This is a genomic window from Weizmannia sp. FSL W8-0401 (genome assembly GCF_038009125.1).
GTDB lineage: Bacteria > Bacillota > Bacilli > Bacillales > Bacillaceae_C > Weizmannia > Weizmannia coagulans.
This window is the reverse complement of the sequence record NZ_JBBPAG010000001.1, coordinates 272,702-286,813: the sequence shown is the minus strand read 5'-3', so window position 1 is coordinate 286,813 and position 14,112 is coordinate 272,702. Positions and strand designations below refer to the sequence as shown.

The 14,112-nt window shown below is 46.4% G+C and carries 12 protein-coding genes and 3 pseudogenes; 8 read left to right on the top strand and 7 right to left on the bottom strand.

Annotation, left to right across the window (positions count from 1 at the left end):
* Nucleotides 1-196: 196 nt before the first annotated feature.
* The 3 genes from NSU00_RS01455 to NSU00_RS01445 all read right to left on the bottom strand — a co-directional run bounded on the left by NSU00_RS01455 (nt 197) and on the right by NSU00_RS01445 (nt 3,372).
* Complete coding sequence (locus tag NSU00_RS01455) at nt 197-1,234, bottom strand: NAD(P)/FAD-dependent oxidoreductase (protein WP_340703259.1); 1,038 nt, start codon at nt 1,232-1,234, stop codon at nt 197-199.
* A gap of 31 nt (nt 1,235-1,265) precedes the next feature.
* On the bottom strand, nt 1,266-2,081 hold the full coding sequence (locus NSU00_RS01450) for an ABC transporter ATP-binding protein (protein WP_014096376.1): 816 nt from the start codon (nt 2,079-2,081) through the stop codon (nt 1,266-1,268).
* 328 nt (nt 2,082-2,409) lie between these two features.
* Nucleotides 2,410-3,372 carry an ABC transporter substrate-binding protein gene (locus NSU00_RS01445; RefSeq protein WP_029142568.1) on the bottom strand — a complete coding sequence of 321 codons (963 nt, stop codon included), beginning with the start codon at nt 3,370-3,372 and terminating at the stop codon, nt 2,410-2,412.
* Between the two features lie 157 nt (nt 3,373-3,529).
* Between NSU00_RS01445 and NSU00_RS01440 the strand changes: the two genes are divergently transcribed.
* Nucleotides 3,530-4,576, top strand: coding sequence for a FecCD family ABC transporter permease (locus NSU00_RS01440; protein ID WP_340703258.1), 1,047 nt, complete (start codon nt 3,530-3,532; stop codon nt 4,574-4,576).
* Nucleotides 4,576-5,598, top strand: coding sequence for a FecCD family ABC transporter permease (locus NSU00_RS01435; RefSeq protein WP_340703257.1), 1,023 nt, complete (start codon nt 4,576-4,578; stop codon nt 5,596-5,598). The genes NSU00_RS01440 and NSU00_RS01435 overlap by 1 nt, the downstream gene beginning before the upstream one ends.
* 254 nt (nt 5,599-5,852) lie before the next feature.
* On the opposite strand, the gene NSU00_RS01430 is transcribed toward NSU00_RS01435, so the two are convergent.
* Nucleotides 5,853-7,316: a transposase gene (locus NSU00_RS01430; RefSeq protein WP_340703256.1), complete on the bottom strand. Its 1,464-nt coding sequence runs from the start codon at nt 7,314-7,316 to the stop codon at nt 5,853-5,855.
* Nucleotides 7,317-7,778: 462 nt separating this feature from the next.
* Here NSU00_RS01430 and NSU00_RS01425 point away from each other — a divergent pair, with 462 nt between their 5' ends.
* The 3 genes from NSU00_RS01425 (at nt 7,779) to NSU00_RS01415 (ending at nt 9,318) form a co-directional block, all read left to right on the top strand.
* Nucleotides 7,779-8,561 carry a TSUP family transporter gene (locus NSU00_RS01425; RefSeq protein WP_017554321.1) on the top strand — a complete coding sequence of 261 codons (783 nt, stop codon included), beginning with the start codon at nt 7,779-7,781 and terminating at the stop codon, nt 8,559-8,561.
* A 101-nt stretch (nt 8,562-8,662) separates the two neighbouring features.
* A complete protein-coding gene (locus NSU00_RS01420) occupies nt 8,663-9,004 on the top strand; it encodes a DMT family transporter (RefSeq protein ID WP_013858186.1) in 342 nt (113 codons plus the stop codon).
* The gene (locus NSU00_RS01415; RefSeq protein ID WP_013858185.1) at nt 9,004-9,318 is read left to right on the top strand and encodes a DMT family transporter; all 315 of its coding nucleotides are present in this window, start codon (nt 9,004-9,006) and stop codon (nt 9,316-9,318) included. Before NSU00_RS01420 ends, NSU00_RS01415 begins: the two co-directional genes overlap by 1 nt.
* A 55-nt stretch (nt 9,319-9,373) precedes the next feature.
* Here NSU00_RS01415 and NSU00_RS01410 read toward each other — a convergent pair.
* Nucleotides 9,374-9,562: pseudogene (locus NSU00_RS01410) on the bottom strand (PaaI family thioesterase); the annotation flags it as partial.
* Between the two features lie 102 nt (nt 9,563-9,664).
* Here NSU00_RS01410 and NSU00_RS01405 point away from each other — a divergent pair.
* Nucleotides 9,665-11,002 (top strand): IS1380 family transposase, encoded by a 1,338-nt coding sequence (locus NSU00_RS01405; RefSeq protein WP_340703254.1) that lies wholly within the window; start codon nt 9,665-9,667, stop codon nt 11,000-11,002.
* 229 nt (nt 11,003-11,231) lie between these two features.
* Here NSU00_RS01405 and NSU00_RS01400 read toward each other — a convergent pair.
* Both NSU00_RS01400 and NSU00_RS01395 read right to left on the bottom strand, forming a co-directional pair.
* A pseudogene (locus NSU00_RS01400) lies at nt 11,232-11,549 on the bottom strand (PaaI family thioesterase); the annotation flags it as partial.
* Nucleotides 11,550-11,680: 131 nt separating this feature from the next.
* Nucleotides 11,681-12,043, bottom strand: a pseudogene (locus NSU00_RS01395) (DUF4351 domain-containing protein); the annotation flags it as partial.
* Nucleotides 12,044-12,312: 269 nt separating this feature from the next.
* Here NSU00_RS01395 and NSU00_RS01390 point away from each other — a divergent pair.
* Together NSU00_RS01390 and NSU00_RS01385 are read left to right on the top strand one after the other, a co-directional pair.
* Entirely contained in the window at nt 12,313-13,398 is a 1,086-nt protein-coding gene (locus NSU00_RS01390; protein WP_340703253.1) for a glycosyltransferase, read from the top strand.
* Nucleotides 13,395-14,009, top strand: coding sequence for a glycerol-3-phosphate acyltransferase (locus NSU00_RS01385; protein WP_019721073.1), 615 nt, complete (start codon nt 13,395-13,397; stop codon nt 14,007-14,009). Before NSU00_RS01390 ends, NSU00_RS01385 begins: the two co-directional genes overlap by 4 nt.
* The last annotated feature ends 103 nt before the right edge of the window (nt 14,010-14,112 follow it).

The window sequence follows — 14,112 nt, the reverse complement described above, 5'->3', positions numbered from 1 at the left end:
GGATGGGAGACTTCTTTCGGAAAGCCGTTAAAAAATAGATGGCGGGCCATATATCCGCCTTTCCAGTCCAGTTACCGCCATGTGCGGACAGAAAAGGTGGGCACGGGTTTTAAGCGCATGCACATTTTGCTTTTCAGTGCATACAAAAAAGACGTTGAAGCACAACCCAACGTCCTTATGATTTGTTTGGCCTTTTTCAGCGTGCCTGTGTTTCTTTTTCGCGGCCGTTTTCATCTGCAAAATCTTCGTGGTGCGTGGAATACATGGCCATCGGTTCTGCATCCGGGCACATATAGCGGACGGCGCTGTTTAAAGCAACCGGGCCTTCCGCAAACCCCCCGGCAATCAATTTTAATTTGTGCGGGTAGGTTGCCGCATCCCCTGCCGCGAAGATCCCAGGTATATTCGTTTCCATCGCGCCATTGACCTCGATCCGCTCGTCTTTCATTTTAAGGCCCCAGTTTAAAATGCCGCCATAATCGCCCTGAATGCCGTGGTTCACGACAACTTCATCGGCTTCAAGCCATATTTCTTCGCCCGTCCCGGCGTGTTTCACCGCAACGCGTTCGATCCTGTTGCCAGTCCCGTGCAGGGCTGAAATGCAGTAAGGGATAAAAAGGCGTGCATTTTTCACCATTTCGGACACATCGGATTCATGCCCGCTGAATGCTTCCCGCCTGTGGACGATCGTAATGCTTTCGGCGATCGCGGCCAGTTCGTTTGCCCAGTCAACTGCCGCATTCCCGCCGCCGGAAATCAGCACCCGCTTGTTGCGGAAGCGATTCAAGTCGTCGACGGCATAATGGAGATTGCCGGATTCATAGCGCTCTGCCCCCGGAATATCAAGCTTAATCGGTTTGAAAATGCCCGCCCCGACGGTGAGGATAACCGTTTTGGTCAGGTGAAGGCCGCCGTTTTCCGTGCTTAACATCAAAATGCCGTCCGGGCGCCGCTTTAAACCGGATACATGCTGATGAAAAAGGATCGTTGGCGAAAAAGTTTCCGCCTGCCGGATCAGTTCCTTCACAAGATCCCCGCCTGTTATTTTCCGGATCCCGCCAATATCCCGCAATGTTTTTTCCGGATAAAACATCGAGATTTTTCCGCCCAGCTGGCCGCTAGACTCCAGCACTTTCGTCTTTAATTTCCGCATGCCGCTGTAAAACGCCGTAAACAAGCCAATCGGCCCGCCGCCAATAATGGTTACATCGTAGATTTCATGGTCCAATGCCAAGATCCTCCAATCCCGCTCATAAAAAAAGTGGCTACGCCATTTGTGCGCGTACTTCTTTATACGGTTTAATCAAATCATAGGAAAGGCAAACCGGTTTTTTGCACCTCGGATCAAGCGCAATTTGGGCATCCAATCCGAAACATTCCCGCATCATTTCCGCTGTCACCACAGCTTCGGGGCTGCCCTCGTAAAGGATTTCGCCATCTTTCATGGCAACGATATGGTCCGCAAAACGGGCGGCCTGGTTTAAATCGTGCAGCACCATCACGATCGTGCGGTGCTCCATTCTGTTCAGCTCCTGCAAGAGTTCCAGCACTTCCAGCTGATGGGACAGGTCCAGATAGGTTGTCGGCTCATCCAGTAAAATCATTTCGGTATCCTGCGCAAGTGCGAGCGCAATCCAGACCCGCTGCCGTTGCCCGCCCGAAAGCGCATCCACAGGACGGTCTTTCAATTCTTCCGTCCCGGTCATTTCAAGGGCCCGGTGAATGGCTTTCCAATCTTCACGATTCAGCTTTCCAAACCTTTTTTGGTGCGGGTACCTGCCATAAGATACAAGTTCCGAAACCGTCAGTCCTTCCGGCACACTCGGAGACTGGGGCAAAATCGCAAGCTTTTGCGCAATTTTCTTTGTTGATTGTCTTGCCAGTTCTTTTCCATCCAAATAAACGGACCCGTTTTTCGGAAAGAGAATGCGCGCCAATGCCTTCAGCAAAGTGGATTTGCCGCATCCGTTCGGGCCGATGATCGCCGTCATTTTTCCGGCTGGTATATTTAAATTTAAGTTTTTAATAATTTCATGATCTCCATAGGCAACTTTTAAATTTTCTGCACAAAGCTTTGGCATCTCAGTTCCTCCTATGAATCTATCATTAAATGAAAATGATTCTTAATATCATTTTTATTCTATAAGGTTTTTAAATGGGTGTCAAATCGATTTTTCACCGGCAATCTCCAGGTTTTTCCGCAATTTAAGCATTTCCTGCTACCCTTCCTGTGCTTTTGAAATTTTGCAAATCTTTTCTGGAAGAAAGGCTCTCCTTTTTTGGGCCTTTCCAGTTGGAATAAGGGTGTTCTTCCCCCGTATCCGCATGATGCCGGGTTTGGAAACATCAATATGTTCTTTCCGCAGCCAAAGCCGTCCATGCAACATGGACGGCAGGCCGTGAAAATAATTATTTGATCGTTTTTAACACATCCTGGATCATCTCTTTGTTTGCAATCGCGCCGGAGTAAAGCCAGCCGGTATCAGCGGAAAACTCAGCCACATGGTGTTTCTTGACGGCAGGAATGCTTTTCCATAATGCATTGTCCAGCTCTGTTGCGCGGGTTTTATCGCTGTTAATCAGGAAAATATAGTCTGCATCCAGCTCGGTTAATTTTTCAAGCGAGATGGCATTCCAGTTACTGGTTGCTTTTGCAGAGATTTCATTTACAACAGCCGGCACCTTCAAGCCCAAATCATTGTACAGGACGTCCCCGCTTGATACATTTTTCGATACGATAAAAAATTTATTGTTCACAAGCCAGATTGCAGCGGCAGAAGGAGATTTTCCGTTTTTCGCCAGTTGTTCTTTTGCTTTCTTGGCTGTCTTTTCATAATCTGCGAGCACTTGTTTTGCCTTTGCTTCTTTGTTCAACACTTTCCCGACAGTAAGCAGTTCTTTTCTCCAGTCACTGTTTTGCTTTTTGCTCACGACAAAGGTTGGAGCGATTTTGCTGTATTGTTCATACTTCCCGCCTTCCACCATGCCGGCATCATCAATCAGGATTAAATCCGGCTTGAATTTTTGCACTTGTTCATAGGGCAGGTCGTAAGAAATCGCCGGCACCCCTTTCAGTAAATCGTCCTGCAAATATTCCTGAATGCCGTTGCTGACACTCCATTGTGCGACAGGCTTCACCCCGAGCGCAACAAGATGGTCTTCCAAATAAGTCGCAATGACGCGTTTCGGATGGGCCGGCACTTTTACTTGATGCCCCACTGCGTCTGTTACCGTCCGGGTTTTCGCCCCGCCGGCAGGCTTGTTTCCGTTCCCATTTCCGGCCTGGCCGTTCCCGCAGGCAGCGAGGGCAACGGACAGAAAGACAATCCCGCATATTTGGAAAATCTTTTTTAATTTTAGATTGTAAGACATTTTCATCCCCCTGGCATTATGATAAAATATTGTAGACAGATAAATGATAATGATTATCAACATCAATTAAAGCGAAAATTTTTCATTCTGTCAATCTTTTTTCTTTTTGAACAAAAAATTTTTTAACCGTATCGAAAGAGAAGGAAGGAAGTCTGGGATGGCAAAACCGCACACAAGTAAAGCGGCACACCGCGGGCAGGATCAACCGTATAAAAAACGACTGGCTTATTTTATCCTCGGCTTCGGGTGGATTTTTATCATTCTTGCCGTCGCAGGTTCCATTCAATTGGGTGCATCGAATATCAACTATACAACGGTATGGAAAAGTTTGTTTTTTTATGATGCAAACAACCCGGCCCATTTCATTATCCATGAATTGCGGCTGCCGCGTGCCATTGCCGCTTTATGCGTCGGTGCCGGGCTGGCCGTTTCCGGTTCGGTCATGCAGGGAATGACGCGAAATCCGCTCGCATCCCCGTCTATTTTGGGGGTAACCTCAGGATCCCTTTTTCTTATGGCGATTGCCTATGCTTTTTTTCCGGGCATTTCTTACCGGAGCCTGATTTTCGTATCTTTTGCCGGAGCCGGTTTGGGGGCGGCCCTCGTTTTTTCAATCACAGCTTTATCCAGGGGCGGGAACACCACTGTGAAGCTGGCGCTTGCCGGATCGGCCGTTACTTCTCTGCTTAGCGCCTTATCTACGGCGATCGGGCTTCGTTTCAACATATCAAAAGATTTGAGCTACTGGTATGCAGGCGGCGTGAGCGGTGTGCAATCCAGCCAGCTCAAATATGTCATTCCGGCCATCATTGCTGGCATCATCATCGCCGTTGCCATCTCGCGCGCCGTCACCATTTTAAGCCTCGGGGAAGAAATCGCAAAAGGGCTCGGCCAGAACACGGTATTTGTTTATATAGCAGGCATTGTGGCAGTTCTTTTGCTGACAGGGGCGGCCGTATCCATTGCCGGGATGATCGGGTTTGTCGGATTGGTCATCCCGCACATTACCCGCTTCCTTGTCGGGTCGGATTACAGCCTGATCATCCCTTGTTCGGCGATTCTCGGCGCCCTTTTGTTGATCATTGCCGATGATGCCGCAAAAATGATCAACGCCCCTTTTGAAACACCGGTAGGCGCAGTGACTGCAATCATCGGCGTCCCGTTCTTTCTCTATTTGGCACGAAAAGAAGGGGGCGGATTATAGTGGGAAACCTTTCAACCGGCAAACGGAAATTCAGCATGCTTTGCGCTGTCCTGCTTGTTTTGCTGGCCGTCCTCTTTTTTGCCAGCATCCGGACAGGCACAATGAATATTCCGTTCCCGCAAATATGGTCTGCCTTTTTCGGCAGTGATGTTGGCAACCAGCGGATGACCCTGTTTGAATTCCGTCTGCCCCGGATCGTGCTCGCGATGCTAATTGGCGCCGGAATTGCCGTTTCAGGCGGCATTCTCCAGAGCATTTCCAGAAACCCGCTTGCAGATCCCGGCATAATCGGCGTGAATGCAGGGGCAAGCTTTTCCGTAGTATTATATACATTCTTTTTTAAAGGCACGGCCTTTCTTTCCGGGGTAGTTTCTGTTTTTGTCATGCCGTTTTTTGCATTAACCGGCGCCTTTTTTTCGGCGGTCCTTGTCTATTTGCTTGCCAAAAAAGGCGGAAGCGTGGCGCCCGCTCGTCTTGTCCTGACAGGGATTGGTTTAAATGCGGCTTTTAATGCGGCAACAACAGTCCTGCAAATGAAAATGGACCCCCAGGATTTCACAAAAACGCTGACCTGGATATCTGGAAGCATTTGGGCGACAAACTGGGATTATGTCCTTGTCACTTTGGCCTGGATGGTTGTTCTGCTTCCATTTGCGGTATACAAAGCCCGTTACTTGAATATTATGCGCCTGGAAGAGCCGGTCATCACAGGGCTCGGGGTGCCGCTTGAAAAAGAAAGGCTGAAACTTCTCGGGACCGCGGTCGGGCTGGCCGGGTGCTGTGTAGCGGTCGGGGGCGGCATTACGTTTCTCGGCCTGATCGCGCCCCACATTGCCCGCGGGATCATGGGGACAAAGCATGAATTTTCCCTGCCTTTAACGGCGCTGATTGGCGCAAACATTTTGCTGCTGGCCGATACAGTCGGGAGAGTCGTGATGCCTTCAATGGAACTGCCGGTCGGGATTGTCATTTCAATCCTCGGCGCACCGTATTTTATTTTTCTGTTGATGCGGACAGCATAATCGTAAGAGCCTCTGCCAAAATAAAAATATACCCTTGAGCGAGGCTCTGGAAAATTAATTATCCCGATTTTTTTTTGCCTTTTCATCCAGATTTTCAATTTACATCCAGATTTTTAATTCAATAGAAGTAAAACGGTCATTTTTCTTCAAAAAAAGGGCATACGTATCCCGCCTTCACAAAATGGTTTTTTTCACTACCCTTTGTGGAAAGAAAACGTTCATTTGAGTTATTCACATATCCACCTGTGAATAACTTAATTTGCTCTTTGCAGCCGATTGCGTGTCCATCCACAATTGGCCTTTCCTGTCTGATGGTACGCCATATTTGCCATGATATGCATAGATATCATGCATCGATCTACATGAGCTTCAACTGCCTGTTTCCCACGCTTGTGAACACGACGGAGACTGTATCCGTCTTTTAAAATGCCAAAGATTCGTTCGATGATCGTTCTGGCACTATATAACACTTCAAATGTGCGCCCATGTTGAGGCAACTCGACATCTACTTGAGGCGTTTGATCAAAGTCTATCCTAAATACTCTTCCTTGTGCTGCCCCATTACAACATTCCGCGTGATTCGCTAGCGGGCAGGTGAGACCTTCTTGCTTGGCATTTGGATGAAATACAGGACAAGTGTAAATATATTGCCCCTTTTCCCGATCAGATCCTCTAAGTTCCATTTTATGTCCACTGATACAGATGGGAGTGCCGTACCGGTTGATTTTTTCAATCCCTCGGGCGGTAGTTGGTTTATCTTTACGGTTCCGTGGATTGATCGGTGCCACCAATTTCGCCTGTAATACATCCTTTGTCACTTTTTGATTTTCCGGCGTTTGGTAGATTCCATCTGCCAAGATAAAGCTCAACTGCTCAGCCATCTCGGGGTGCTCTGCCTTAAACGTCTCCAATGTCGGTTCTAATGTTTTCCCATCGGGTGTATTTCCTTTAAATACTTCCCGCGTCAAAGGCAAACCGGATCTCACCCCGCATACCATTGATAATTTATGCGCAATATAGGAGACTGCATTACTTTTACGCATTACCCCTACATTGTCGTCCGTAAGGACTCTGGGGCAATCGCAATTACCCTCACAAGAACACGTCTTCCTTGTTTTATTCAAGGTTGCTTCTGCCTCTATATGCGATGTATCCACGGCGGCTGCTTCCTCATTCGTTTCAACCACGCCTTCCCCTTTATTATATTCAACAACCAATAGCCGGGCTTTTTCCCAAAGACCATTTGTTGTCATGATTTGATCAAAACGAGCAAAGGAACGATAGCTCGGAATTTTCTCCGTAAATCCACACATGGTGGCAAATAGCGGGTTTGATTTCACTTGCAAATAGACACTCTCCACCATCACTTCAATATACTGTAAAGAGGCCAGTTCAAAAGCACGAAAAAAGGGCATGAAAGGATGCGGTTTTCTCCCAGTGGAAGGGAGATGAAATAATGAAGACGCAGACTTGTCTTCTTCCTCCGTTATTGGAAATAGTGCCGGTTGTATTTCATTAGAATGATCATGTGCTCTTTCATTTTTTAGGTGCAAATATAAAAGGGTGTAGTATTCTCGTTCAATCGGCTTAAAAATCTCCCAAGGGAAACACATGGCTGGAATGACAAATGGTATATCGGCATAGTCTTGCCAATTGTGGGGAATCAAATTTTGTTGTATTGAAAAGTCTCTGGTTTGTGTTAGAATAGAAATAGTCATGAAATCACTCCCTGGATATTTGCTCGTACTTATATCTTAGCAAAGGAGTGGCTTTCATGGCTCTTTTTTTTCAAAAAAAATCATCCTTTTCCGTTTTACAATATTTTCCACAGGAATGAGTAGCCTAATCTATTGAAACCCGACTAAAATGGAAAAATTTAGACACTTATAATAAATAAATTTACCCCATTAAAATCAAAAACTCACAATTTATTTTTACATTTGTCATAATGTTCCTACAAACGTCTTTTTTCTTTAGTGGAATAAATCAACGACCTTTAATTGTCTGACTGCTTACAGTTTCAGGGGATATAGCATTTTGGCAAGGGCTCTAAGGCAACATGGAAGCCCCCTTATTCCATCCATTGGCAAAATTTGCACATGCCCGGGGCGGAAAGATATTTACAATTTTTAAATTTTTCGCTACGATAACAACAGTGATAAAAAAGGAAGGCTGATTTAATGATATTCGGGCTTGATCCATCCATGTTGGCACTGTTGGTCGGTTTTGGGTTTTGTGCAGCTTTTATTGATTCTGTTGTCGGCGGGGGCGGCCTGATTGCCCTGCCTGCCCTGCTGTTTACCGGGCTTTCGCCGTCTGCAGCGGTTGCCACCAACAAACTTGCGGGAACAATGGGATCATTTACAAGCACATTTGTATTTTACCGTTCCGGAAAACTGGATCTATCTTCCATTTATAAAATGTTTCCGCTCACGTTTTTCGGTTCGATGCTCGGCGCGTACACCGTCCATCTGATTGATCCGGATGTATTAAAACCATTGATGCTGATCATGCTTGCCGCAGTCGGCATCTATACGGTGACGAAGAAAGACTGGGGAAAAATCATGGCGTATAAAAAGTTATCCGCCAGCCGGCTGATTTTGTTTACAGCGCTCATTTTTCTGATCGGTTTTTACGACGGATTTCTCGGCCCGGGCACCGGTTCCTTTTTAATGTTTGCCTACCTCATGATCGGGTTTGACTTTTTAAAAGCAGCCGGGAACGCGAAGTTTTTAAATTTTGGCAGCAATATTTCGGCCCTCCTTATGTTTATCTTTTTAGGGCAGGTCCATTATGCCTATGGGATTCCGATGGGCCTCGGGCAAATCGCCGGTTCCATCATCGGCTCGCGGTTTGCGATTAAAAAGGGGAGCAGCTATGTGCGCGCCCTGTTCATTGCCGTCACATTTTTGCTGCTGGCGAAAAATACATATGATTATGTACATGCGTTTCTTTTCGGCTGACAAAGATGAAGGATCACGTTTTTGCCATGGTACAGAGGGATCAAAACCCGGGGGATGCTTTTTGCGCAGCTCGCCGGGATTTTTTATGGGAGGTGTTTGAAATGAATAAATCCTGGCTCATTGTGCTCGTTGGGGCTTTTTTCGAAGTCTTTTGGGTCATCGGGTTGAAACATGCAGATAACTTGCTGGAATGGATGGGTACGCTGATTGCCATTACCGCCAGCTTTTACGCACTCATTGCGGCAAGCAAGAATTTGCCGGTCGGAACGGTGTATGCCGTTTTTGTCGGGCTTGGCACAGCCGGAACGGTTTTCTCCGGAATCGTATTTTTCGGCGAACCGTTTAGTTTGATAAAAATCATTTTGATTCTCATTCTGCTGGCGGGCATTGTTGGCTTGAGGATGGTGGAAAATGAAAAAAGCAGCGGGGAGGCTGATTCTTGATGGCTTGGGCTTCTTTACTCATTGCAGGGTTATGCGAAATGCTCGGCGTAGCCGCCATGAATATGGTAAACCGCCGCCGCAATCTGCAGTCTATGCTGCTCATGGTGCTTGCTTTCAGCGGGAGTTTTTTGTTTATGTCATTTGCGATGCGGACGCTGCCGATGGGCACGGCCTACGCCGTCTGGACAGGCATCGGCGCAGCAGGGGGCGCAATTGTCGGTATGTTATTTTTCGGAGAATCGAGAGACTGGCGGAGAATTGTTTTTATTACGATGATTTTAGGCGCAGCGGTCGGCTTGAAGCTGGCATCATGACCGCCGCGCGGTGTCATGTATGGGTATCTTTCCTGGGCCGATGCCGCGCCAGGCTTTACTTTTGTTTTACTGTCTCCCTGAATTTTTCCGGCATCATGACCATGATGACTTCCCCTGTTACGACCACTTTATCTTCCGCAAATACTTCTGTGTCGATCCGGTACTTTTTCGGATGAATTTCGGTAACGGTTCCGATTGCCTTAAGCGGCACACCGAGCGGGGTTGGGTGCTTATATTCCACCTGAATCCGTGACGAAATTTCCGGTTAAAGGCAAACAAATCGCATAAAATTTAGTATAATTGGTATATCAGACAAATTAAATTCATTCCACATTCAGGTGATCTCATGAAAAAGTTTGTGATAGAACCCACAAAAGAACGAATTGTTGCCCAAGCTGGCTTAGCGATAGTAGGAAATTTACTAAATCTAACGAATTTAGTTTCCAGGTTGAATGCCTATAAACTCCCGGATATCTCCCGGTATCCGGCTTGCTCCAATGGCGATGTGGCTAAATCTTATATCGGCTTGCTTTGCCAGGGAAAAAGTGATTATGACAATATTGAAACCTTCCGTGATGATGCTTTTTTTGCACTGGCTTTGGATATCCAGAGGGTTCCTTCCAGCCCGACTCTCAGGCAACGATTGGACCAGGCCGCCTTGGTGGAAAAATGGAAAACGATCTTGCACGAAGAATCGCTGGATCTGATTCGCCATACAAATGCGGAAATCAGCCCGGTTTACGCCAAAGACAAACCGTATATCCCGGTTGATCTGGATGTCTCCCCTTTCGATAACTCCAAGACAAAAAAAGAAGGGGTAGAAAGAACCTATAAAGGCTGTGACGGTTATGCCCCTATGTTCGCTTACATGGGACAGGAAGGTTACTGCCTGCATGTTGAGATGCGAAAGGGAAGTGTCCACTGCCAAAAAGGTACACCAAATTTCATCCAGGAAACCATTCAATCTGCCCGGAAACTAACAGATCAGCCATTGCTTTTCAGGCTTGATTCCGGAAATGACAGCCGGGATAATCTCATTATTCTCCTAGAAAACCATGCAAGCTTTATTATCAAACGCAATCCCCGTAAGGAAAAAGCTGAGGACTGGCTGTACATTGCCCGAAAATATGGGATCTGTTGTGAAGAACGGGAAGGAAAGAAGGTTTACCTTGGATCCATCCCCGAAACCATTCAAATTAAGGACCAGGAGCGAAGCATCCGAAAAGTTTTTAAAGTGACCGAAAGAACCATCTCAAGAGACGGACAAATTTTTTTAATTCCCGAGTATGAATTTGAAACCTACTGGACGGACCTTGAAGTGCCGCCTCATGTGGTGATCTCTCTTTATCATAACCATGGCACTTGCGAACAGTTCCATAGTGAAATTAAATCAGAACTGGATCTCGAACGGCTGCCGTCAGGCAAATATGAAACGAATGGCCTTGTGCTCCATTTCGGTGTATTTGCGTATAACCTGCTTCGCTTGATTGGACAAGAAAGCTTGAAAAAACAAGATACGCCATTGAAAAAGAAAACAACAAGAAGAAGAATCCGAACCGTCATCCAGAATATGATCACACTGGCCTCAAAGCTGGTTTTCCGTGGCCGGCAATGGAAATTAAAAGTCGCGGAGACCAACAAATGGTTACCGGTCTTTACTCGTTTGTATCAAGCCTTTTACTAAACATCCCGATCAATAGACTACTAGGAAAAAAGAAATAAAAAACGAAAACTTGCAAAAAATGGAAATTTGCAGGTTTATTTGGCGTGCACAAAAACGAATGAAACAGGGAAATTTTTACATACTGAATCACTAAAAGTGCATTTATCGAATAGTCGGACACCACTATATCCTTACTCTTGGGAAATCTACCTATTAACGGCGTTTGTTATATTTTCGTCACGGATTCAGGTTCCACTTTTAATGTGCCGGTTACAAACCGCGGCGGCTCTGTTCCGTCGCCAAGTTCGTTGCCGTTTTTCCGGAGCACATACAGGGAGGCGGAGCCCGCGCTATGGCAGTCAATCAGCGATGCTACGATCCCGCCGTAGGCAAACCCCGGGATTCCCCCCATATATTCAGGAAGCGGCGTATAAATCGTGATGGTTTTGTCCCCCTGCCAGCCTGTGCGGAAATGATGGCCTTTTTCATTCAGCCGCCCGCAGCCGTAACAAGTAGCAAATGAATCGGGATAGTAATCCTGAACTGCCTTTGTAACTCTTTCCTCCATTTTCTCACCCCTTTTTATTCTATTTAAAATTATAATACATTTTGCACGAAATTTTAACGGCTGTATTTTTAGAAAGTTTTGCGTTATAAAAAGCACCGGCAACCAGATGTCCGGTGAAAATCTTTTTTTTCTTATAAATTTTTCAGCTGCTGTTTTGTTTTTTCCACTTCTGTCCGGCTCAAGCCGGTTTTTTCCACAATGAATTGAAGATCCATACCCTCCTGCAACATTTTGATGGCTGATGGAATCGTTCGTAACAATTCCTTTCTTTCTTCTTTTCTTCCTTCTTCTCTTCCTTCCTCTTTTCCCTTCCTATACCCGCGGTCAAAGTAGGAATTCGGCAGCTTCAATACTTGCTCTGCTTCGTCCGGGTCCAGCATTTTAATGTTTTCCATTACTTCCGCCTCCTCTTTTTCATTCAGTTTTAAATAAAAATCAAAGAAACCATATAACAGCCTCATTTTTGCAGGGTCGAGCTCCATCCGGGCCAGCACCCAATCTTTTCTTATTTTTCAGTTTTATTTTAAAGGACAAACGCTCGTGGCAGCCACACCAATTTTTTTGCCAAATGCCATCCGCTTGTTCCCCCGGGACGGGAGGGGCAGATGCAAAACCATCATCTCTGCAGTCCGGCAATGCTAACTTTTTCCTTCCGGGACACCCTGATGTAAAATAGAAGTACAAAATTGATCTTAACTGTTTTGCCATACAACTTAACCAAAATGGAGTTCAAATCTATACAGCAGAACAGGAAGTGGTGAAAATGCCTGCCATTTTATACGGGTTTATGTTATGCGGCCTGCTGGCGGGATTCGTCCTTTTCCGCAAGCGCCCTTTACCGCAAGCAACCGGCACAGCCGGGCGGGAAAAGATATCCGTTATTATTCCGGCAAGAAATGAAGAAAACACCCTGCCTGCCCTGTTGCATTCTTTAAACAGGCAAACAACCAAACCCGGTGAAATCATTGTGGTGGATGACCACTCCGAGGACAGGACAAAAGAAACAGCAGAAAAATTCGGCGTCACCGTCGTTTCTGCGCCTGATCTTCCGGATGGCTGGACCGGAAAAACGTGGGCCGTCTGGAACGGTTACGTGAAATCCACAGGGGATCTGCTTATTTTTCTCGATGCCGACACCCGCCTTGCTAAACATGCCATCAGCTCCCTCGTCACAGCACACAAACAGCAGGGGGGCGCCGTCTCTGTCATTCCATACCACCATACTGAAAAATTTTATGAGAAACTGGCAATGGTTCTGAACCTGCTCGGGATTTTCTCATTCACCTCGCCGTTTGAACGCTTCAACCGGCAAAAAGGGCTTTACGGTGCCTGTATTTGTGTATCAAAAGAAGATTATGACAAAATTGGCGGGCATGGGAATATCCGCGCTGAAATGCTGGACGATCTGAACTTAGGCGCCCGTTTTCAACAGGCCGGCATTCCGGTCACCAATTTTACCGGAAGCGGGCTCGTCTTCTTCCGCATGTATCCCGGCGGTTTCAGGCAGGAGTTGCAAGGATTTGCAAAAGGGGCGGTGTTAAGCACATCAGCCATCCATCCTTTTACAATTGCGGCTGTCGTTTTCTGGATTCTTGGCCTGCTCATATCCGAGCTCGGCTGCTTTTCCGGCATCCCTTACTTTGTGGCAGGCTATTTGCTGTATGCCGCCCAAATCTATTATTTTAACCGGCATGCGGGAAACTTTGGCATCCTGCAACCTTTGTTTCACTTTTTATCCATGATTTTTTTCCTGACCATCATCCTGTATTCCCTTTATCAGTCCCATTTTCGTAAAAAAGTGCTTTGGAAAGGCAGATACATTGATGTGGGAAGGGGGCAAAACAAATGACTTTTTTATTGTCAGCACTTTGTTTTCTTTCGGGTTCGCTGATGTTTTCTTACTGGATCGGCCTGTTATTGAACATCAATATTCGCGAAACTGAAGATGGAAATCCCGGTGCAGCTAACCTTTGGAAAAAAGCCGGTTACAAATACGGGCTGCTTGGCATTGCGGGTGACTTCGGCAAAGGGTTTCTTCCGGTTTGGCTGATCATAAAATCCGGGGCGGCCCCATCGCATAAGGCATTGATTCCCATTGCCCTGGCGCCGATTGCCGGGCATGCCTTTTCCCCTTTTTTAAAAGGAAACGGCGGAAAAGGCCTTGCCGTAAGCTTCGGCGTATGGAGCGCATTGACCAAATTTCGCATATCCCTCACTTATGCCGTTATTCTTGCATGCTTTTATGTCCTGGCGAAGGTGGTGAAAAAAGGCAAAAAAACAACCAGCAGTGAAGACAGCCTGCAAACGGCAACCGGATTCCTGCTGCTGTCCCTCTTTCTTATTTTTCGAAGATTCCCTTCTTTTCTCTTATGGATCTGGCTGGGCAACTTTGTCATCCTGCTGTGGAAAAATAAAAAAGCGCTCATGCGTTTGAAAAAGGAAAGGGATTTCACCATGTAATGGCATACAAAAAAGCGGGAATCACTCCCGCTTTTTTGCCAAGGCCATCAAGTCTGTTTTTGCCGTTTTCTTTCCAAAATTGGTTTTCACCGTGCTGCAAATG